At 47.1% G+C, this 20,039-nt stretch carries 15 protein-coding genes; 14 read left to right on the top strand and 1 reads right to left on the bottom strand.

What is annotated here, in order from left to right; all coding sequences use genetic code 11:
• Nucleotides 1–115: 115 nt before the first annotated feature.
• The 14 genes from TW81_RS05295 to TW81_RS05230 all read left to right on the top strand — a co-directional run bounded on the left by TW81_RS05295 (nucleotide 116) and on the right by TW81_RS05230 (nucleotide 16,415).
• Nucleotides 116–1,423 (top strand): anaerobic C4-dicarboxylate transporter, encoded by a 1,308-nt coding sequence (locus TW81_RS05295; protein WP_045954677.1) that lies wholly within the window; start codon nucleotides 116–118, stop codon nucleotides 1,421–1,423.
• 480 nt (nucleotides 1,424–1,903) lie between these two features.
• On the top strand, nucleotides 1,904–3,352 hold the full coding sequence (locus TW81_RS05290; protein WP_045954676.1) for a YfcC family protein: 1,449 nt from the start codon (nucleotides 1,904–1,906) through the stop codon (nucleotides 3,350–3,352).
• A 720-nt stretch (nucleotides 3,353–4,072) separates the two neighbouring features.
• Entirely contained in the window at nucleotides 4,073–5,296 is a 1,224-nt protein-coding gene (gene arcA, locus TW81_RS05285) for an arginine deiminase (protein WP_045954675.1), read from the top strand.
• Between the two features lie 57 nt (nucleotides 5,297–5,353).
• Entirely contained in the window at nucleotides 5,354–6,265 is a 912-nt protein-coding gene (gene arcC / locus TW81_RS05280; protein ID WP_045954674.1) for a carbamate kinase, read from the top strand.
• Between the two features lie 175 nt (nucleotides 6,266–6,440).
• Nucleotides 6,441–7,451, top strand: a complete 1,011-nt coding sequence (locus TW81_RS05275; RefSeq protein WP_045954673.1) for an ornithine carbamoyltransferase — start codon at nucleotides 6,441–6,443, stop codon at nucleotides 7,449–7,451.
• 425 nt (nucleotides 7,452–7,876) lie between these two features.
• The gene (gene pyrB, locus TW81_RS05270) at nucleotides 7,877–8,806 is read left to right on the top strand and encodes an aspartate carbamoyltransferase (protein ID WP_045954672.1); all 930 of its coding nucleotides are present in this window, start codon (nucleotides 7,877–7,879) and stop codon (nucleotides 8,804–8,806) included.
• A 17-nt stretch (nucleotides 8,807–8,823) separates the two neighbouring features.
• On the top strand, nucleotides 8,824–9,288 hold the full coding sequence (gene pyrI, locus TW81_RS05265; protein ID WP_045954671.1) for an aspartate carbamoyltransferase regulatory subunit: 465 nt from the start codon (nucleotides 8,824–8,826) through the stop codon (nucleotides 9,286–9,288).
• 296 nt (nucleotides 9,289–9,584) lie between these two features.
• Nucleotides 9,585–10,073: an arginine repressor gene (locus TW81_RS05260; protein ID WP_045954670.1), complete on the top strand. Its 489-nt coding sequence runs from the start codon at nucleotides 9,585–9,587 to the stop codon at nucleotides 10,071–10,073.
• A 157-nt stretch (nucleotides 10,074–10,230) separates the two neighbouring features.
• Nucleotides 10,231–12,018, top strand: a complete 1,788-nt coding sequence (locus TW81_RS05255; protein ID WP_045954669.1) for a protein-disulfide reductase DsbD — start codon at nucleotides 10,231–10,233, stop codon at nucleotides 12,016–12,018.
• A 231-nt stretch (nucleotides 12,019–12,249) separates the two neighbouring features.
• Nucleotides 12,250–12,885, top strand: a complete 636-nt coding sequence (locus TW81_RS05250) for a response regulator transcription factor (protein WP_045954668.1) — start codon at nucleotides 12,250–12,252, stop codon at nucleotides 12,883–12,885.
• A 104-nt stretch (nucleotides 12,886–12,989) separates the two neighbouring features.
• Nucleotides 12,990–13,616, top strand: a complete 627-nt coding sequence (locus tag TW81_RS05245; protein WP_045954667.1) for a MarC family protein — start codon at nucleotides 12,990–12,992, stop codon at nucleotides 13,614–13,616.
• Nucleotides 13,617–13,833: 217 nt separating this feature from the next.
• A complete protein-coding gene (locus TW81_RS05240) occupies nucleotides 13,834–14,097 on the top strand; it encodes a DUF4212 domain-containing protein (protein WP_045954666.1) in 264 nt (87 codons plus the stop codon).
• Nucleotides 14,098–14,109: 12 nt separating this feature from the next.
• Nucleotides 14,110–15,837, top strand: a complete 1,728-nt coding sequence (locus TW81_RS05235) for a sodium:solute symporter family protein (protein WP_045954665.1) — start codon at nucleotides 14,110–14,112, stop codon at nucleotides 15,835–15,837.
• 95 nt (nucleotides 15,838–15,932) lie between these two features.
• On the top strand, nucleotides 15,933–16,415 hold the full coding sequence (locus tag TW81_RS05230) for a hypothetical protein (protein ID WP_045954664.1): 483 nt from the start codon (nucleotides 15,933–15,935) through the stop codon (nucleotides 16,413–16,415).
• Between the two features lie 99 nt (nucleotides 16,416–16,514).
• On the opposite strand, the gene TW81_RS05225 is transcribed toward TW81_RS05230, so the two are convergent.
• Nucleotides 16,515–19,943 carry a PAS domain-containing hybrid sensor histidine kinase/response regulator gene (locus TW81_RS05225; RefSeq protein ID WP_045954663.1) on the bottom strand — a complete coding sequence of 1,143 codons (3,429 nt, stop codon included), beginning with the start codon at nucleotides 19,941–19,943 and terminating at the stop codon, nucleotides 16,515–16,517.
• Nucleotides 19,944–20,039 lie beyond the last annotated feature (96 nt).

Genomic DNA, 20,039 nt, shown 5'->3' with positions numbered 1-20,039 from the left:
GATTCAAGATAAGTAGTCACAGTAAATTAAAGGTTTTTCCATTCGCATTATCTAACTGTTTACGTCCTGAGCGGTTAGATAATTAGAATCAAAATTAACTTGTAGAGGTATCAAAATGGTTGCGATCGAACTCATTGTCGTTTTGCTCTTTATCTATTTGGGAGCCAGAATGGGCGGAATTGGGATTGGTTTAGCCGGTGGGGCGGGTGTCATTGCGCTCTCTTTAGTAATGGGTGTACCCACTAGCCAAGCGTTTATTCCAGTAGACGTTATTCTGATCATTATGTCAGTGATTACCGCCATTGCAGCAATGCAGGTCGCAGGTGGTATGGACTGGCTAGTTCAAGTGGCAGAGAACTTTTTGCGTAAACACCCGGAACGCATCACCTTTTATGCGCCAATTGTGACCTTTTTAATGACACTCATGGCCGGTACTGGTCACACTGCTTTCTCGACACTACCTGTTATCGCAGAAGTGGCAAAAGGCCAAGGTGTGCGCCCTTCTCGCCCACTTTCTATTGCGGTTGTCGCTTCACAAATCGCCATTACTGCTTCGCCAATTTCAGCGGCTGTAGTGGCATTTGCCGCTATGCTTGCACCGATGGGCGTGGATTACCTGACTCTGCTTGCGGTGTGCATTCCCACCACCTTTACCGCTTGTATGATTGGTGCTTTTGTCGCCAATTTTATGGGTGGCGAACTCAAAGACGACCCTATTTATCAAGAGCGTTTGCAGCAGGGATTAATCAAGCTCTCTTCAGAAACTAAGCGGGAGATCTTACCTACAGCAAAAACCGCGACGTATATCTTTTTAGCTGCGATTGGTTTTGTTGTTTGTTATGCGGCAGCGATTTCTGGCTCAGTTGGACTTATCAAAGATCCAGCTCTAGGACGAAACGAAGCGATCATGACAGTAATGCTAGCCGCTGCTGCTGCCATTGTCCTTTTCACCAAAATTGACCCTGCGAAGATTCCGTCTGCAGCAACCTTCCGTTCAGGTATGACCGCGTGTGTCTGTGTTCTGGGTGTTGCATGGCTTGGTTCGACGTTTGTTAATGCCCACGTAGATAGCATCAAAGAAGTCTCTGGTGCACTGCTGGCTGATTACCCTTGGATGCTGGCCATGGTGCTGTTTTTTGCTTCGATGCTGCTTTACTCACAAGGGGCAACCACAGTCGCCCTTATGCCAGCAGCGCTCGCAATTGGTGTGGCTCCGTTAACGGCAGTGGCTTCATTTGCCGCCGTGAGTGCGCTATTTGTGCTGCCTACTTACCCAACACTCTTGGCGGCAGTTGAAATGGACGATACGGGCTCAACCCGCATCGGTAAATATGTCTTCAACCATCCATTCTTTATCCCTGGGGTAGCGACTATTGCCTCTGCGGTTGCCCTAGGCTTTACTTTCGGCGGTTTATTAATCTAAACCTAGCGATAAGAATAAGGGAGCTACGGCTCCCTTTTTTATTTTGTCTTTCGTAAAAACATCGAGATCACATTTCATTTTTGATATTAATCAATAAATTATTCGAAAACTCTTCGTGCATTTAAATTCCAAGATATGAATAAAATTCCAGTCAAATATTAAATAACGGACATTAGCCTTAGCTCCTATCGACTTAGTATTTTATCAGGGAATATTAATCCATCCATTTCAAACAAATAATCGTGCTACTAGGGTAAACGTAAAAGGCTCACTCTATTGCCTGTTTATTTTGTGAAGGTGTCCAAAGTTCACCACTACAACTACTTTTAAAATAATACCAAAGGACATATTTGACAGTTATGCCCAATATATAACTAAATACCAATAACTTACCCTACAATAAGTTATTTACTATTAATAACGATTAGTCGCTGATTCACTTTTATTTATTGGTATATAAATAAAAGTAAGGAGATAGCCATGACAACGCAAACCGTACCGACCGAAGAAAAAAAACGCGGCTTCTTTGCCAACTTTAAGTTTCCTTCCGCTTACACCATTCTTTTTGTCTTAATTGCTCTTGTGGCAATGCTGACTTGGATTGTTCCTGCTGGTCAATATGACCGTGCTATGAATGAAGACTTGGGCCGCGAAGTTCCCGTAACAGGCACTTATCAAGCAGTTGATGGTAATCCTCAAGGGGTCATTGATGTCTTGCTCGCGCCAATTGATGGCTTCTATGACCACAACAGTTACGAAGCTGCTGCCATTGATGTTTCACTGTTTGTCTTGATTATCGGTGGCTTCCTTGGCTTAGTGACTAAGACTGGGGCAATTGACGCAGGTATTGAGCGAGTCACCCATCGCCTTGAAGGGCGAGAGGAGATGATGATCCCCATCTTGATGGCGCTGTTCGCCGCGGGCGGCACAGTCTACGGTATGGCAGAAGAGTCATTGCCATTCTATACGCTGCTGGTTCCGGTAATGATGGCGGCGCGCTTTGACCCTGTGGTCGCCGCTGCAACCGTTTTATTAGGTGCGGGCATTGGCTGTTTGGGTTCGACCATCAACCCATTTGCTACCGTTATTGCTGCTAACGCGTCTAGCATTCCATTTACCGATGGCATCATTCTTCGCCTTGTTATGCTGGTGGCTGGCTGGGCTATCTGTGTGGCTTACGTGATGCGTTATGCGCGCATGGTACGCCAAGACCAAACAAAATCGATTGTTTACGACAAGTACGAAGAAAACAAAGCGCACTTCCTAGGTGACCAGTCCGAAGAAGGCCTTGAGTTCACTACAACCCGTAAAGTGATTCTGACCATCTTTGGTGGCTCATTCGGTGTGATGATTTACGGCGTAGCAGTAGCAGGCTGGTGGATGGCGGAAATCTCAGTCGTATTCCTAGCGGCAGCGATTATTGTCGGTATCGTCGCTCGCATGAGTGAAGAAGAGTTCACTAGTAGCTTTATCGACGGCGCACGTGACCTGTTAGGTGTAGCACTGATTATCGGTATTGCTCGCGGTATCGTAGTAGTGATGGACCGCGGGATGATCACCGACACCATCTTGTTCTCTGCCGAACAAATGGTAACGGGTCTATCTTCTGTGGTGTTCATTAACGTGATGTTCTTCTTAGAGCTGCTGCTATCGTTCCTAGTGCCTTCTACCTCTGGCCTCGCGGTACTGACTATGCCAATCATGGCACCACTGGCTGACTTTGCTGGAGTAGGACGCGATCTAGTCGTGACTGCTTACCAATCGGCTTCTGGCTTGGTGAACTTGATTACGCCAACCTCTGCAGTGGTGATGGGTGGCTTGGCAATCGCTCGAGTACCGTATGTCCGCTGGGTGAAATGGGTCGCGCCACTATTGGCGATTCTAACCCTGTTCTGTGTTGTGGTACTCAGCATTGGTGCGCTCATCTAACGTTAGTTACCTTCTTTTCCTTACCTGGCTCACAGGATGTGAGCCGCCCTCAAAGCCGCCTTAGTGCGGCTTTTTTTGTGTTTGGAATGACGGGATTTGGGTTACTCACTTTCGCAATGACAAGCCTACGCCGTCATTCTGAAAAGGAAGGCACGACCGCAATTCAGAATCTACTCAAATATTACTTCAAGCCTCAAGTTAATTAGAAAAACTATCCCAACCCATAATTTAAATTAATTCATTCGACAGCTATATTTAAAACACCCTAGAAATCAATATGTGATCCAGACAACAATTATGGAAAAGCATTTTGTTATAAAACCATTAAACTAACAAATTTTTTAATTATCTAGAAAGATTAACTGCATATTTCCGCTTTATTCACCCTCCTGTCAATAATATCACAATGCATATTATTCCTAACAAAGTCGATATATCTACACATTTGAATATCAATCTGAATAAAGTTCCCGACCAAGTGGCTAATTAGGGCTGTTACAGCGCAATAACAACTGCATAGATATTGTTAAAACCCTTATATACCAAGGCCTAGCACATAAAAAACGAACTGTGATTAACCTCGAAGAATCCCCTGCTACCTGGCGTAATATGAGTTTCAGAAACAAAATAAGTGAATATATAAATTCACGTATCCAACCCCTACAAATTAAATATTAGTTTTAAAATATTAAAGCTAATAAAAATAAGAGAGAGACGATCATGAGTAAGTTATACGTAGGTTCTGAAATCGGTCAATTACGTCGCGTTCTTGTACACCGCCCAAGACGAGCTCTGACTCACCTAACTCCATCTAATTGTCACGATCTACTTTTTGATGACGTACTGGCGGTTGAACGCGCTGGTAAAGAGCACGATGTATTCACTCAAACATTGCGCGATCAAGGCGTGGAAGTTTTACTGCTTACCGACTTATTGGCTGACACCTTAGCGGTAGCAGAAGCAAAAGATTGGCTACTAAACCGTCAAGTATCAGATTACCGCTTAGGTAAGATCTTCGCCAATGATGTTCGCTGCTATTTAGGCGATCTGCCTAACTTAGAACTGGCAAAAATCCTCACAGGCGGGCTTTCTTACGCTGAAATGCCACTCGCGTCATCTTCTATGATGCAAGGTCTGCATGCACCAACAGACTTCATCATTGAACCACTGCCAAATCATCTGTTTACACGTGATACCTCATGCTGGGTTTACGGTGGTGTGTCGATCAACCCAATGGCCAAGCCTGCACGCCAGCGTGAAACCAACCACGTTCGTGCTATCTATCGCTGGCACCCGACCTTTGCGGGCCAAGATTTCATTAAGTACTTCGGTGACGACGAAAACATCAACTATGACAACTCAACGATCGAAGGCGGCGATGTGCTGGTGATTGGTCGTGGCACCGTTTTGATCGGTATGTCTGAACGTACCACTGCACAAGGTGTTGAGCATTTAGCTTCGGGGCTGTTTAAACATGGTCAAGCGAAACAAATCATTGCCATGGAATTGCCTAAACACCGCTCTTGCATGCACTTAGATACCGTTATGACTCACATGCGTGAAGATACCTTCTCTGTTTATCCAGAAGTGGTACGCAAAGACGTCAAATGCTGGAGTCTCACTGGCGATGAATCTGGAGCGGTGAGCATTAAAGAAGAAGGTTACTTCGTTACTGCAATCGAAAAAGCACTCGGCGTAGACAAACTAAACCTAATCACAACAGGTGGTGACAACTTCCACGCAGAACGCGAACAGTGGAACGATGCCAACAACGTCCTTACCGTCAAACCAGGCGTGGTGATTGGTTACGAAGGAAACACTTACACCAATGAAAAATACGACAAAGCAGGCATTACCGTACTGCCTATCCCAGGCGATGAGCTAGGTCGTGGTCGTGGCGGCGCTCGCTGCATGAGCTGCCCAATTGAACGTGATGGCATCTAACTAAGTAACGTGTTGGCAGGAGTGATTCACTCCTGCCCCGACAGAGAGATTAAAACAATGACTAAACAAACTGTAGTAGTCGCACTTGGCGGCAACGCCTTGCTTCGTCGCGGTGAGCCACTCGAAGCCGAAGTTCAGCGCCACAACATAGAAATCGCAGTGAAAACCATTTGTGAAATTGCCAATGAGTACAACGTAGTGTTGGTGCACGGCAATGGCCCGCAAGTCGGTTTACTTGCCCTGCAAGGTTTGGAATACAAAAAAGTATCACCATACCCGCTCGACGTATTGGGCAGCGAGACCCAAGGCATGATCGGCTACATGTTGATGCAAGAGTTCAAAAACCAAATGCCGGGCATCAATGCCACTTGCATGCTGACGCAAATGACGGTCGACCCAAGCGATCCTGCGTTTGCAGACCCAACCAAACCTATCGGTCCTATCTACGAGGAAGCAGAAGCTCGTGAGCTGGCTGAGAAATACCATTGGACAATTAAACCTGATGGTCAGCATTTCCGCCGTGTGGTTCCGAGTCCGCAACCAACAGGAATCGTCGAGCATGAGGCCATCACAGCCCTTATCGACCAAGGTCACTTAGTGATCTGTACTGGTGGGGGGGGTATTCCAGTCAAACGTGAAAACGGCAAACTGGTGGGTGTTGAAGCGGTGATCGACAAAGATATGTCAGCCGCGTTTTTAGCTAAACAGCTTGATGCCGATGCGCTGTTAATTTTGACCGATGCCGAAGCTGTCTATTTAGATTGGGGCAAACCAACCCAACATGCGCTGCGCAGTACCACACCGACTGAGCTGGCGAAATACCAATTTGACGCTGGTTCAATGGGGCCAAAAATCGAAGCCTCGTGCGAGTTCATTAAGCAAGGCGGCAAAGTGGTCGGTATCGGTTCATTGCAAGACGGCCTACGCATTTTGCAAGGCACGGCGGGCACCAACATCACTAAAGGCTAACTGAATACATACTCCACAACTGGAGCGGGTGAGTGCAAAGTCAACGACATTGCCTTTCTTCTCTCGCTCCCTACCGTGGTAGCACAAGATACACCAATAGATATTGTCAATTTTTGCACTTTCTTACCTCTTTCCCTGCAACAAGAGAGTGCGCACCGATAAGAAGGAAAACATCATGGCTTTCAATCTACGCAACCGTAACTTCCTAAAACTACTAGACTTTACTCCACGTGAAATTCAACACATGTTGGACTTGTCGGCGGAACTTAAAAAAGCGAAATACAATGGCTATGAACAACCGCGCCTAACAGGCAAAAATATCGCACTTATCTTTGAAAAGACCTCAACTCGTACTCGCTGTGCATTTGAAGTGGCCGCCTTTGACCAAGGTGCACAAGTCTCTTACTTAGGCCCATCGGGTTCGCAAATCGGTCATAAAGAATCGATGAAAGATACCGCTCGTGTACTTGGCCGTATGTATGATGGCATCGAGTACCGCGGCTTTGGTCAAGAAATCGTTGAAGAACTCGGTGCCTACGCCGGTGTTCCAGTATGGAATGGTCTAACCGACGAATTCCACCCAACGCAAATCTTGGCTGACTTCTTAACCATGATGGAACACGGCCGAGGCAAACAACTGCACGAAATGAAGTTTGCCTACCTAGGCGATGCACGCAACAACATGGGTAACTCCTTGATGGTCGGCGCTGCAAAAATGGGGATGGATATTCGTTTGGTCGCACCAAAACAGTTCTGGCCTGAAGAAGCACTTGTCGCGCAATGCCGTGAAATCGCGGACAAAACAGGAGCAAAAGTCACCCTAACTGAAGATGTTCAAGAAGGCGTCCAAGGTTGTGATTACCTCTACACTGACGTTTGGGTTTCTATGGGTGAAGCGAAAGAAGCATGGGCAGAACGTATTAACCTGATGCTGCCATACCAAGTCAATATGGATATGATCAAAGCAACGGGTAACCCACACGTGAAATTTATGCACTGCTTGCCAGCATTCCACGGCGAAGACACCACAGTCGGTAAACAGCTCGCTGCAGAATACCCTATCTTGAAGAATGGTTGTGAAGTGACCGATGAGGTGGTTGAGTCTGATTATTCAATCGTATTTGATGAAGCAGAAAACCGTATGCACACTATCAAAGCGGTCATGGTGGCAACGCTAGGTGACTAATCCCTGACTAAGCAAACTATTTGCAGGGAAATGCGGGTGGACTTCAGCATGCTCAAAAATACACTGAATAAAGCTCGCATTTTTTTTCATTACTCAAACGGTAAAACCGCGTAAATTTGCCAGCGAAGCTAATAGGCTAAACGTCTGCGAAACGCAGAGTAAAACAAGCCAACTTCGCATAAAAATCCATTTTTTGGATACTTTACGCAAACGCTTGCGCCCGATAATTTTGTCCGTATAATCCAGCGCAATTTGTCTAGGAGACCACTCATGCAGCAGCCAGTTTCAACTCATCGTTGTTACAAAACGCGCCCTGAATCAGGGACGTTAGCTATTGTGTTTTGTGTCTCCTTCGATCATCTATCAGCCTCCTATTGTTAGGGGGCTTTTTTTTGTCTGTCATTTAGAGGCGAGGAAATACTGCTATGGCGCATTCGTTATTTAACAAGCACATCATCTCCATCCCTGAACTCAGTCGCAGTGAGCTTGAGCTTATCGTCGATACGGCTGCACGCTTAAAGGCGGAGCCAAATCCAGAACTGCTAAAACACAAAGTAGTCGCAAGCTGTTTCTTTGAACCGTCGACTCGTACTCGACTCTCTTTTGAAACCGCCGTTGAGCGCTTAGGCGGCTCAGTGATTGGCTTTGATAACGGCGGCAATACATCACTGGCGAAGAAAGGGGAAACGCTGGCAGATTCGGTGCAGGTCATTTCATCGTACGTTGACGCCTTTGTCATGCGTCATCCACAAGAGGGCGCAGCGCGTTTAGCCTCAGAGTTTTCTAACGGTGTACCTATCATCAACGGCGGTGACGGCGCGAACCAACATCCAACACAAACTCTACTCGATTTGTTCTCTATTTTTGAGACCCAAGGCAGCTTAGATAACCTTAACGTCGCCTTTGTCGGTGACCTTAAGTACGGCCGAACCGTGCACTCACTGACACAAGCTCTGGCGAAATTCGACAATGTGCGTTTTTTCTTTATTGCCCCAGACGCGCTTGCCATGCCGGACTATATCTGTGAAGAGCTCGAAGATGCGAGCATTAGGTTCAGCATGCACAGTAATATTGAAGAGGTCGTGCCTGAACTAGACGTGTTGTACATGACCCGCGTGCAAAAAGAGCGTTTTGATGAATCCGAATACGCCCATATGAAGTCGGCGTTTATTTTGACCGCCGCCACACTCGAAGGCGCGCGCGACAATCTAAAGGTGCTCCACCCACTGCCACGTGTGGATGAGATAACGACAGATGTCGATAAAACCAAACACGCTTACTACTTCGAGCAGGCTGAAAACGGCGTTTATGCGCGTGAAGCTCTACTTGCCCTAGTCTTGAACGAAACTCTTTAATTTGCAGGAGAACCATGATGGTAAAAGAAACCCAACTACAAGTAGAAGCGATTCGCAACGGCTCCGTTATTGACCATATTCCTGCCAATATCGGCATCAAAGTGTTAAAGCTGTTCAAGATGCATAAGTCGAACCAACGTATCACGATTGGCCTAAACCTCCCTTCATCTGCATTGGGGGCGAAAGATTTAATCAAGATTGAAAATATCTATCTGACCAAAGAACAAGCCAACCAGCTTGCTCTTTATGCACCTAAAGCAACCGTCAACCAAATTGAAGAATACAAGGTAGTGAATAAGCTAAATCTTGTTCTTCCACACAGTATTGAGAGCGTGTTTGAATGCCCAAACAGCAACTGTATTTCACATGGTGAGCCGGTAGAAAGTCGTTTTTCTGTGCAACAAAAACACGATAATGTGCAGTTAAAATGTCACTACTGTGAAAAAGTATTCTCACGTGAAATCATGACCGAAGCGCGTTAAGCGTTCTCTCGATTACTTCGCTCAATTTTTCGTCCAATCAAGCTGGATATTTATTCCCAGTCGAGAATAAATATCCATTATCAATCAGAATATACAGCCAACAAACACCCAAATAAGTAGTTATTTATTTGGCGATCACCCTCACAAAGCCATATATATTTTGGTGATATTATCTTTCCATGCAAATTAAGCCACCAAAGAAGTGGCGGCTCAAATAACGTGGCACCTAGACGGAATTAAGTGCTGAAAGTGACATGGATGACTTAACCCTACGTCATGTTTTTTAAGGAGTTCCCATGAGTGAAACTCTAAATTCATCCACGATCGACTACAGCGAAGACAAAACGCTGACTGCTGCATGTAAACGTCTGCTGCAACAACAAAGTTTTAGTACTCAAAATGAGCTACGCGAAGCACTGATCAATATTGGTTTTGAAGGCATTAGCCAATCGACAGTATCAAGATTACTCTCGCAGCTCGGCGTGGTAAAAGTGCAAAATGCTTGCGGTAAAAAGGTTTACTGCATCACGGTTGAAACCGCCCCAGTTAGAGTCGAATCCTCTATCTCATCTCAAATCGAGTTTATTACCCATAACCAAGCCATGGTAGTGGTGAAAACTCACCCAGGTAGCGCTCAGCTTGTCGCGCGTCTGGTGGATATCGATCCCCATACGGAGATTTTAGGCACGGTCGGAGGCAATGACACTGTATTAATTATTCCCAAAGATACCGAGCACATCGACGCTTGTGAACGCGTGGTCCGCGCCAGATTAGGGGTTGCCTGACCATAAATTTCCTCTCCTCTGCGCAAGTGAGTTGCGAGAGGAGAGCGAGTACTAGCACGCAAAATTTCAGATAAATGCCCATCGCCTGAAACTTATTCCCCCTAACCTCTGTCTGATTGAGTTAAAATGATCAAAATTTAACTTAAGTGACTCAGGTATGCGCTTCGCTTTTTCTTTGATATTACTGTGTTTTTCGATTGTATCAGCACCAGTTTTGGCCTCTTTTGGCAACACAAATACAGTTAGCTTTGGTAACAGCAATAGTTTCGTTCCAGTTGACGAGGCTTTTCCGTTCAACGCCTTTCAACAAGGGAATCGGGTATTTCTCGATTGGCAAGTCAAAGAAGATTACTACCTCTACCAACAACGCATTTCAGTTAGCGGTGAAAACGTCACCATCGGTGAAGTGGAGATGCGTGACGGTGAGCCCTACAAAGATGAATTTTTTGGCGAGGTCAACATCTATACCACGCCACTGTTTGTTGAAGTTCCACTGGCTGATTATCAGGTCGGAGCGCGTTTAATTGTCCAGTACCAAGGCTGTGCTAAAGCGGGCTTTTGTTACCCACCAGAAACGCGAATTGTTGATATCACCAGCTTTGAATTTCAAGAGGCCAACACCGTTATACCAGCGAAGAAAGCCGGCGATAAGGCGAGTGCCCAAACTCAATCCGCCACGACTCGCGTGTCTGATGACTCTAACCTCGCATCAAAACTGAGCGATAGTTGGTGGACACCTCTACTGTTTTTAGCTTTAGGTGTCAGTTTAGCTTTTACCCCTTGCGTGCTGCCAATGTATCCGATTTTGACCAGTATTGTGCTTGGCAGCGGTAAACTAAGTCACGCTCGCGCGTTAGGCTTGGCGTTTATCTATGTCCAAGGCATGGCAGTGACCTATACCTTACTTGGTTTGGTCGTTGCTTCAGCCGGAATGCAATTTCAAGCCGCTATGCAACACCCTTATGTATTGATTGGTCTTAGCATGCTGTTTGTTGCCCTCGCCTTGTCGATGTTTGGCCTCTACAGCCTGCAACTGCCCAGTGGAATGCAAACATGGCTTAATAATCTCAGCAACAAACAGCAAGGTGGCAGCTCATTGGGCGTATTTGCAATGGGCGCTATCTCTGGTTTGGTCTGCTCTCCTTGCACCACTGCGCCCTTGTCGGGAGCGCTGCTCTATGTCGCGCAAAGTGGTGATCTCTTTACAGGGGGGATCGCGCTTTACGCACTGGCACTTGGGATGGGCATTCCACTGATGTTAGTCGCTGTGTTTGGCAATAAACTGCTGCCCAAAGCAGGCGCTTGGATGGATAGGGTAAAAACCTTATTCGGCTTTATTTTGCTTGCTGCACCTATCTTCCTCCTAGAACGCATTTTGCCAGAGATCTGGGCGACAGGCCTGTGGTCAGCTCTAGGTATTGCTGCCTTTGGCTGGCTCTATCATGTGAAGAACTCGCTACCGTTCAGTGGCTGGAAGCAAAGCGCGGTGGGCATTGTCGCTGTGCTTGGCTTATTTGCCTCCGCTCAGCCTGCACTCGATTACTATTTTAATCGCAGCGACACGGCGCCAGCAGCACAGCAAATTGAGTTTACTCGTATCGCCAATGTGGCTGAACTCAATCAACAACTGGCCGAGGCCAAGCAGCAGGGTAAGTCGGTCATGCTCGACTTTTACGCCGACTGGTGCGTGGCCTGTAAAGAGTTTGAGAAATACACCTTCCACCAGCCAGAGGTGGAATCTCGACTAAAAAACATGGTCTTACTGCAAGCCGACGTGACGCGTAACCAACCACAAGATATTGAACTACTCAAAGAGATGAATGTGCTTGGCTTGCCGACGATTGAATTTTGGGACAGCAAAGGCGAAGCAATTTCAAACGCACGCATTAGCGGTTTTATGAATGCAGAGCGCTTTCTCGAGCATTTGGACACCCATAACCTCTAAGCTATCCACGCTGCGCTGAAGGCAAATCGGCGCAGCGAAATACGCTGTTTTAACCCAGCTTCTTCAAAGCATATCCCACAAAATGCGGCCTTACTTCGCTTCAGTTGCTATCAATATGCAATATTGCTAATAAAACCCGATACAGTTCAGACTTTTAGCGGATAAACATTGTCCACTATCGTAAAGATGACAATAATTCCATTAACTAAACCGTCATAAGTAGTTAACGTCATGGATTCGACTTACACCATAATCATTGCTGATGATCACCCACTGTTCCGCAACGCTCTGTTCCAGTCAGTGCATATGGCTATCAGCGGCGCTAACCTACTTGAAGCTGACTCGCTGGAAGCGCTGTTAGCCTTGCTCGCCAAAGAAGACGAACCGGATCTGCTGCTGCTCGATTTAAAAATGCCGGGGGCAAATGGCATGTCAGGTCTTATCCAATTACGTGCTGAATACCCAGATTTGCCTATTGTGGTAGTTTCTGCCAGCGAAGAGCCTGCCGTTGTTACACAGGTTAAAAGCCACGGTGCATTTGGCTTTATCCCTAAATCAAGCGATATGCGTGCACTGGTCAGCGCGCTGAATCAAGTACTCAACGGCGAACCCTTTTTCCCAGAGGGCTCAATTACCAACAATGCAGCTTGCAATGATTTAGCGGAAAAAATTGCCACTTTAACCCCGCAGCAGTACAAAGTGTTAGGAATGCTATCTGATGGCCTACTCAACAAGCAGATTGCATACGAGTTAAATGTTTCAGAGGCAACAATAAAAGCTCATATGACCGCGATATTTCGCAAATTAGGGGTAAAAAACCGAACTCAAGCCGTCATTTTACTTCAACAGCTAGAATCAGAAGCTTAATTCACAAAAAACTAACAGCAAACCCTCCCTTTTATTGTTAACATGGTTAATCAGGCACCAATCTGATTTACCCCTCTGTTCCATAAACTCCGGGAGTACATCTCATGCTCAGCATCTTAATCACACAATTTGTCGTCCTTTGGGCGGTGATCGATCCAATCGGCTCTGTCCCTGTCTACTTATCTCAAACACAACACCTTACCGCCAAGCAACGTCGTGTCGTCGCGATAAAAGCCGTCGCCATCGCAACTGGCGTGTTACTGTTCTTCTTAATTGTCGGACAAATCCTGCTTGAGGCGATGCAGATACCTCTTCCAGCTTTTCAGGCCGCTGGAGGCTTAGTTCTACTCTTGTTCGCTTTGACCATGATCTTCGGTGAATCTAAGCCAGAGCAAGAGACAAAATTGTCCGAAGAACTCAATCACTCAGATTTAGCCGATCTGGCTGTCTACCCACTCGCTATCCCCTCCATCGCGTCGCCCGGGGCAATGATGGCGATCGTGATGCTGACTGACAATCACAGATTTGCGCTTATCGAGCAAAGCATTACTGCGGCCGTGATGGTGACTGTGTTGTTGATTACCTTACTACTCCTGCTCGGTGCTACCCATATCCAGAAGTGGATAGGCAATGTCGGTGCAGCCATCATCAGTCGGGTCATGGGCTTGATACTTGCCGCCGTCGCGGTCAGTAATTTGCTGATGGGGATCAAAGATTTCTACGTCGGCTAACTAAATCCGCCTTACGTTGGGATAAAACGTTAGACTTTAGGCTAATTTAACACCACATTAACATCACAAAAATCCATCCTTTATACCTTAAGCGCCTTATTTATGGGCGCTTTTTGTTTTTTCTCCCCCGACTAAAGTTGAAAAGAGTTCTTGCGCCACCCTTGCTAATGTAGATATTGAAACATTTTCTTAACAACAGACACGTAAGGAGACGGCAATGGCGTTTGAAAGTCAGGATAAAGCCAAAGCCTACTGGGATAAGAACGTTAAACTGATGATCACTCTTATGATTATCTGGTTTGTCGTTTCTTTCGGCTGCGGCATCTTATTTGTAGATGTGCTTAATCAATTTCAACTAGGTGGCTACAAACTGGGGTTCTGGTTTGCTCAACAAGGTTCCATCTATGCCTTCCTAGGTATTATTTTCTATTACGCATGGAAGATGCGCCAAATCGACCGTGAATTCGGCGTAGATGAGTAAGGAGTCACTCAGATGGATTTGAAAACTATCACCTACCTCGTTGTTGGTGCGACCTTTGTCCTTTATATCGGTATTGCGATTTGGGCGCGTGCTGGCTCAACAAAAGAGTTCTATGTAGCAGGCGGTGGCGTTAACCCAATCGCGAACGGCATGGCAACCGCAGCAGACTGGATGTCGGCCGCATCATTTATCTCGATGGCGGGTCTTATTGCCTTCATGGGTTACGGCGGCTCCGTATTCTTAATGGGTTGGACAGGCGGTTACGTACTTCTAGCACTACTACTTGCGCCTTACCTACGTAAGTTCGGCAAGTTTACTGTACCTGAGTTCGTGGGTGAGCGTTTCTACTCAAACGCAGCACGTATCGTAGCCGTTGTGTGTCTTATCATTGCATCGGTGACTTACGTAATCGGTCAGATGAAAGGTGTCGGTGTTGCGTTCGGCCGCTTCCTAGAGGTCGATTACTCAACAGGTCTATTGATCGGTATGTGTATCGTCTTCATGTACGCAGTTATGGGCGGCATGAAAGGCATTACCTACACGCAGATTGCTCAATATTGCGTACTCATTTTAGCTTACACTATTCCTGCAATCTTTATCTCTCTGCAACTAACAGGTAACCCACTGCCACAAATCGGTCTAGGTAGTACCATGACGGGCACCGATGTCTATCTGCTCGACAGGCTCGACCAAGTGGTGACCGAACTCGGCTTTAGTGAATACACCACTCAAGTGCGCGGCGATACCCTCAACATGTTTGTTTACACTATGTCACTCATGATTGGTACTGCAGGTCTACCACACGTAATCATTCGTTTCTTCACTGTACCTAAAGTTCGTGACGCACGTACGTCGGCAGGTTGGGCACTAGTATTTATCGCGATTCTGTACACAACAGCACCAGCGGTTTCTGCAATGGCGCGCCTAAACCTAATGAATACAGTAAACCCAGCACCTGGTGAGCATCTTGCTTACGATGAGCGTCCAGATTGGTTCAAAAACTGGGAGAAAACAGGTCTGCTAGGTTTTGATGATAAGAATGGTGATGGCAATATCCAATACACTTCTAATGCTGCGACAAACGAGCTAAAAGTGGATAACGACATCATGGTACTGGCGAACCCTGAGATTGCAAAACTTCCAAACTGGGTCATTGCACTAGTTGCAGCGGGCGGTCTGGCAGCGGCACTCTCTACCGCAGCGGGTCTATTGTTGGCAATTTCGTCCGCGATATCCCATGACTTAATCAAGGGTGTTATCAACCCGAATATCTCTGAGAAGAAAGAGCTGATGGCGAGTCGGATCTCGATGGCGGTGGCGATTGCAGTCGCAGGTTATCTCGGCCTCAACCCACCAGGCTTTGCCGCCGGTACGGTAGCCCTCGCCTTTGGTCTGGCAGCATCGTCGATATTCCCAGCGTTGATGATGGGTATCTTCAGCAAGAACATCAACAAAGAAGGCGCTATCGCGGGTATGGTTGCAGGTATCAGTATCACTCTGTTCTACGTATTCCAACACAAAGGCATCCTATTCATTGCTGACTGGAAATACCTAGAAAGCTGGGGTAGCAACTGGTTCCTAGGCATTGAGCCAAACGCATTTGGTGCAATTGGTGCGGTATTTAACTTCATCGTCGCGTTCGCTGTATCGAAAGTCACAGCAGAAACACCACAAGAAGTGAAAGATTTAGTTGAACACGTGCGTGTTCCTGCAGGTGCTGGCGGCGCTGTAGATCACTAATAGTAATACCTGAACCACAAAAGCCCCCTCGGGGGCTTTTTTATTCGAAAAATTGCGTTAACTTAGCCCAATAACGTCGTAGCAGGGAAGACAAGATGTTCAAAAATAAGCACTTTCTAATCGCATTACTGATTGCCCCAATTCTTTCTTTGATTGCCTATTTCGGCACCGATTTAGCGCTCAGCGAAAAACCTCATGCCGCCAAAGAGGGCGAAACCTACAAACTCGCCGCTAAATCAAATTGCCGCTACACCAGTGGGCTATGTGATATGGAAAATGGCGAGTTTAAAGTGCAGTTTCGTTCAGATAAGCTTACGGCTAAGGGGTTAGAGTTATCATTAAAAGCGGCTTACCCTCTTGAAGGCGTTAAGTTGTCTATTGTCGCCAGCCCAGATAAAACCGCTCAACCTATTGATATGCAAGCCACTGATAGTACAGGACAACACTGGGCAATTTCACTGGTGAAACCCGCATCGGAAGAGAGCTGGCTACGCGTCGCAATTCAAGCGGAAGGAACACTTTACTATGGCGAAACTCAGACCGCATTTGTCAAATACGAAACCCTGTTTACGGAATAGGCAGCAACTAGAAACTAAATTCTCAGGGTTGGCCATATATGCCAACCCTATTTGTTTGTCAGTAGGATAAAGTGGAGAGCAGAGCCTCTACAAGCCCACCTACACTCGATTCAATACCGCGCGTAATTTAAGTGGTTTGACCGGTTTAGGGATAAAACTAAAGCCATTGGATTTAATTCCATCGAGCATGTCATCGGTGCGATCGGCACTGATAATGACCCCAATAAAGCGATTACCCAAGCGTAATCGGCATTGCTGCAAAACCTCTAGCCCAGTACGACCATTGTCCAATCGGTAGTCAGACAGAATCACATCCGGCACCCAAGTCTCTTCTATCGCTTGTAAACCTTGCACTAAATCCACCGCGGTTCGCACGTCACAGCCCCAACGGCCAAGCAAAGTTTCCATACCGACTAAGATGTCGGTTTCATTGTCGACACACAATACTTTGAGGTGACTGAGATCGGTCACGGCACTGGCAGGTTCAGCTTGTACAGGTTCCAGCGCCTTGGCACTGCGCGCAAGCGTAATCGAGAAAACGCTGCCTTTTCCGGGCCAAGAACGCATCGTAATTTGGTGACCAAGTACATGGGCAATCCCTTTGGAAATCGCCAATCCTAAACCCAAACCTTGGTCGGAGCGCACCTGGCTTCCGCGGTTAAACTCTTCAAAAATCTCTTGCTGCTTGTCTTCATCAATCCCCATGCCGTTATCCCACACATCTATCCGGGCTTGGCCAGCCACACGCCGGACACCAAGCACCACCTTTCCTTTGGGGTTATAGCGGAATGCATTAGTGAGAAAGTTCTGCACTACGCGACGCAACAACTTAGGATCAGACTCAACCAACAATTGACTCGGGATCATACTGAACTCAATCCCCTGCTGCTTGGCAAGCGCACTGAACTCTGCATTGAGATTGGACAAGACGTCATTTATCGCAAAGCCATGCACATGAGTATCGAGTTTCCCAGACTCCAGTCGCGAGATATCAAGCAGGTCGCCGATTAAGTCTTCTGCCGCGCCCAAAGCGCTTTCAATATGATGGGATAATTGCTTGGTTTCTGTTTCTTTGGCCACTTCAGACAAGGTCGAGGCAAACAGACGCGCTGCATTAAGCGGCTGCATTAAGTCATGGCTGACCGCAGCCAAAAAGCGCGATTTAGATTGCGATTCATGCTCCGAACGCTGTGTGGCTGAAACTAACTTTTTATTCAGTTGCTCAAGCTCTTGTGTCCTCTCACGTACACGTTCCTCAAGCGTTTCATTAGCATCCTTCAGCGCCTGTTCGGCATCACGGAATACGGTGATATCGGTAAAGCTCATCACAAAGCCACCACCGGGCATCGGATTACCCTGCACTTCAATGACTCGGCCATCGGGTCGAACTCGTGACGAAGTATGACGCGTGCCTTGTTCTAAATGGTATACACGCCGTCGCACGTGTTCTTCGGGATCGCCCGGGCCACATAAACCTTGCTGAGCGTTGTGGCGAATCACATCCGCAATCGGTCGGCCGACTTGAATCAAACCCGCAGGGAAAGTAAAGAGTTCAAGATAACGCTGATTCCAAGCCACCAGCCGCAGCTGTTTATCAACCACAGCGATGCCTTGACCAATATGTTCAATCGCCCCTTGCAACAATCCACGGCTAAAGTCGTACAACTCAGAGGCTTCATCAACAATCGTCGCAACCTCTTCTAGCTGCATATTGCGCCCTTGCAGAGCCGAAGTAAGGACTAACTTAGCTGAAGATGCACCGAACACGCCGGCGAGAACCCTTTCGGTATGGCGAATCAAAGTCGATGGCGCTTGTTGATTAGGTAATAAAGTCTCTCTTTGCTGCTGCCAGTAATGCCTGAAAGCGGTTCGCACTCTCTGCCGACCGACAAAGCGCGAAGCCAGCATCTCAAGTTCGCCGACCGTCACTCGGCTTTGATACAGGCTCATGTTCTCGCTTTCTGGCAACGGCGTGCCAACAAAAGATGCAGACTGTAAGCGCTCACTTAGGCTCGCGCGAGTAAAAAGTGAGACCACCACATAACAAAGCGTGTTGAGTGCGACACTTAACACAATGCCCCAATCTGAATTTTTAACATCTAAGCCTTGCAGCCAATCCGGTGGTGTGATGACCCACAACAAGAAGTTGTCTTGCGCACTGCCCGCCAGCATATCGGTTTGGCTCATCAGGGTAATCAACCACAAGGTAAAGCCAACCGCTAAACCAACATAAACCCCTTTGCGATTGCCCTGACGCCAGTACATCCCCCCGAGTAGCGCGGGCGCAAATTGCGTGATCGCAGCGAACGAGAGAAAACCAATCGCAGACAGCGAATGAATATTGCCTAGCGCCTGATAGAATCCCCACGCACCGAGCAGCAAAAGTAAGATAAGTGCTCGGCGGATAACCAGCAACAGGCCAGAAAAATGGCGATGAGTACGCTGCGACAATCGCATCCGGCGCAGCAACAGAGGCATCACCAAATCATTGGAGACCATAATCGCCAAAGCAATGGTTGAAACAATCACCATTCCACTGGCCGCTGAAGTGCCGCCCAAAAACGCCAATATCGCAATATCTTGCGCACCCACCGCCATAGGTAGGCTGATCACATAGGTGTCTGGGCTAGCATCGCTGAGCAGAGATTGACCCACCCACGCAATTGGCAACACAAATAGACCCATCAAGACTAAATAGAGCGGGAACAACCAACGCGCAGTATGCAAGTCTTGCGCGCGCTCATTTTCAACCACCATTGTATGGAACTGACGTGGCAGACAGACGATAGCAAGCATCGTCAGCACGGTATGAATCAGCAGCGTCGGTACGTTAGGCGATTGGTAAGTTTGACTGGCAATGTCAATCAAATCGACATCATTGCGACTCAAAGCTAAGAACAAAATAAACAGACCGACAATTAAAAAGGCCAGCAGTTTGACAATCGACTCAAACGCGATCGCCATCATCATGCCGCGGTGATGTTCAGTGTTATCGATATGACGCGTACCAAACAGCATGGTAAACACCGCTAGAGCGCCAACAACAAACCACGACACATTCAGGCCGACACTCTCAAAACTTTTGGGCAGATCAGGGGAAATGATCTCCAAACCCATAGTGATTCCGCGCAATTGCAGGGCGATATAGGGCAAGATACCCGCAACCGCTATCAAGGTGACCACCACCGCCAAACCTTGTGATTTTCCATAACGAGCCGCAATAAAATCGGCGATCGAAGTGATATGTTCACGCTTAGCGGTAATGATGAGGCGAGCGAGGATTCGCCATCCGAGTGTGAAGACCAGTATCGGCGCAACATAGATAGGCAAGAAAGACCAAGGGTTGTTACTTGCCTGACCAACCGTGCCATAGAAGGTCCATGAGGTGCAGTAGACCGCGATAGACAGGCTGTACACCCAAGGTCGCCATTTGGCTAACCAGTTGTGGCGTTTATCACCATGCCATGCAATGAGGAACAGTAGTCCAAGATACAACAGTGATACGGCGATCACTAGCCAGCCCTGCATCAGATATCCTTATCTTTTGAGTTCATTTTTGCGCGATAAAACAGAAACCTCTCCATATTGGAGAGGTTTCATTTAACTAGGGATGTTAAGTCAACT

It is taken from the genome of Vibrio galatheae (genome assembly GCF_000967545.1).
GTDB lineage: Bacteria > Pseudomonadota > Gammaproteobacteria > Enterobacterales > Vibrionaceae > Vibrio > Vibrio galatheae.
Note: the sequence above shows the minus strand (reverse complement) of the source record. Positions and strands in the feature narration are given on the sequence as shown.

Bases quoted from the DNA above. Each gene is read 5' to 3' on its own strand.
- TW81_RS05295 (WP_045954677.1), top strand. From the start codon at position 116: ATGGTTGCGATCGAACTCATTGTCGTTTTGCTCTTTATCTATTTGGGA.
- TW81_RS05290 (WP_045954676.1), top strand. From the start codon at position 1,904: ATGACAACGCAAACCGTACCGACCGAAGAAAAAAAACGCGGCTTCTTT.
- arcA (WP_045954675.1), top strand. From the start codon at position 4,073: ATGAGTAAGTTATACGTAGGTTCTGAAATCGGTCAATTACGTCGCGTT.
- arcC (WP_045954674.1), top strand. From the start codon at position 5,354: ATGACTAAACAAACTGTAGTAGTCGCACTTGGCGGCAACGCCTTGCTT.
- TW81_RS05275 (WP_045954673.1), top strand. From the start codon at position 6,441: ATGGCTTTCAATCTACGCAACCGTAACTTCCTAAAACTACTAGACTTT.
- pyrB (WP_045954672.1), top strand. From the start codon at position 7,877: ATGGCGCATTCGTTATTTAACAAGCACATCATCTCCATCCCTGAACTC.
- pyrI (WP_045954671.1), top strand. From the start codon at position 8,824: ATGGTAAAAGAAACCCAACTACAAGTAGAAGCGATTCGCAACGGCTCC.
- TW81_RS05260 (WP_045954670.1), top strand. From the start codon at position 9,585: ATGAGTGAAACTCTAAATTCATCCACGATCGACTACAGCGAAGACAAA.
- TW81_RS05255 (WP_045954669.1), top strand. From the start codon at position 10,231: ATGCGCTTCGCTTTTTCTTTGATATTACTGTGTTTTTCGATTGTATCA.
- TW81_RS05250 (WP_045954668.1), top strand. From the start codon at position 12,250: ATGGATTCGACTTACACCATAATCATTGCTGATGATCACCCACTGTTC.
- TW81_RS05245 (WP_045954667.1), top strand. From the start codon at position 12,990: ATGCTCAGCATCTTAATCACACAATTTGTCGTCCTTTGGGCGGTGATC.
- TW81_RS05240 (WP_045954666.1), top strand. From the start codon at position 13,834: ATGGCGTTTGAAAGTCAGGATAAAGCCAAAGCCTACTGGGATAAGAAC.
- TW81_RS05235 (WP_045954665.1), top strand. From the start codon at position 14,110: ATGGATTTGAAAACTATCACCTACCTCGTTGTTGGTGCGACCTTTGTC.
- TW81_RS05230 (WP_045954664.1), top strand. From the start codon at position 15,933: ATGTTCAAAAATAAGCACTTTCTAATCGCATTACTGATTGCCCCAATT.
- TW81_RS05225 (WP_045954663.1), bottom strand. From the start codon at position 19,943: ATGCAGGGCTGGCTAGTGATCGCCGTATCACTGTTGTATCTTGGACTA.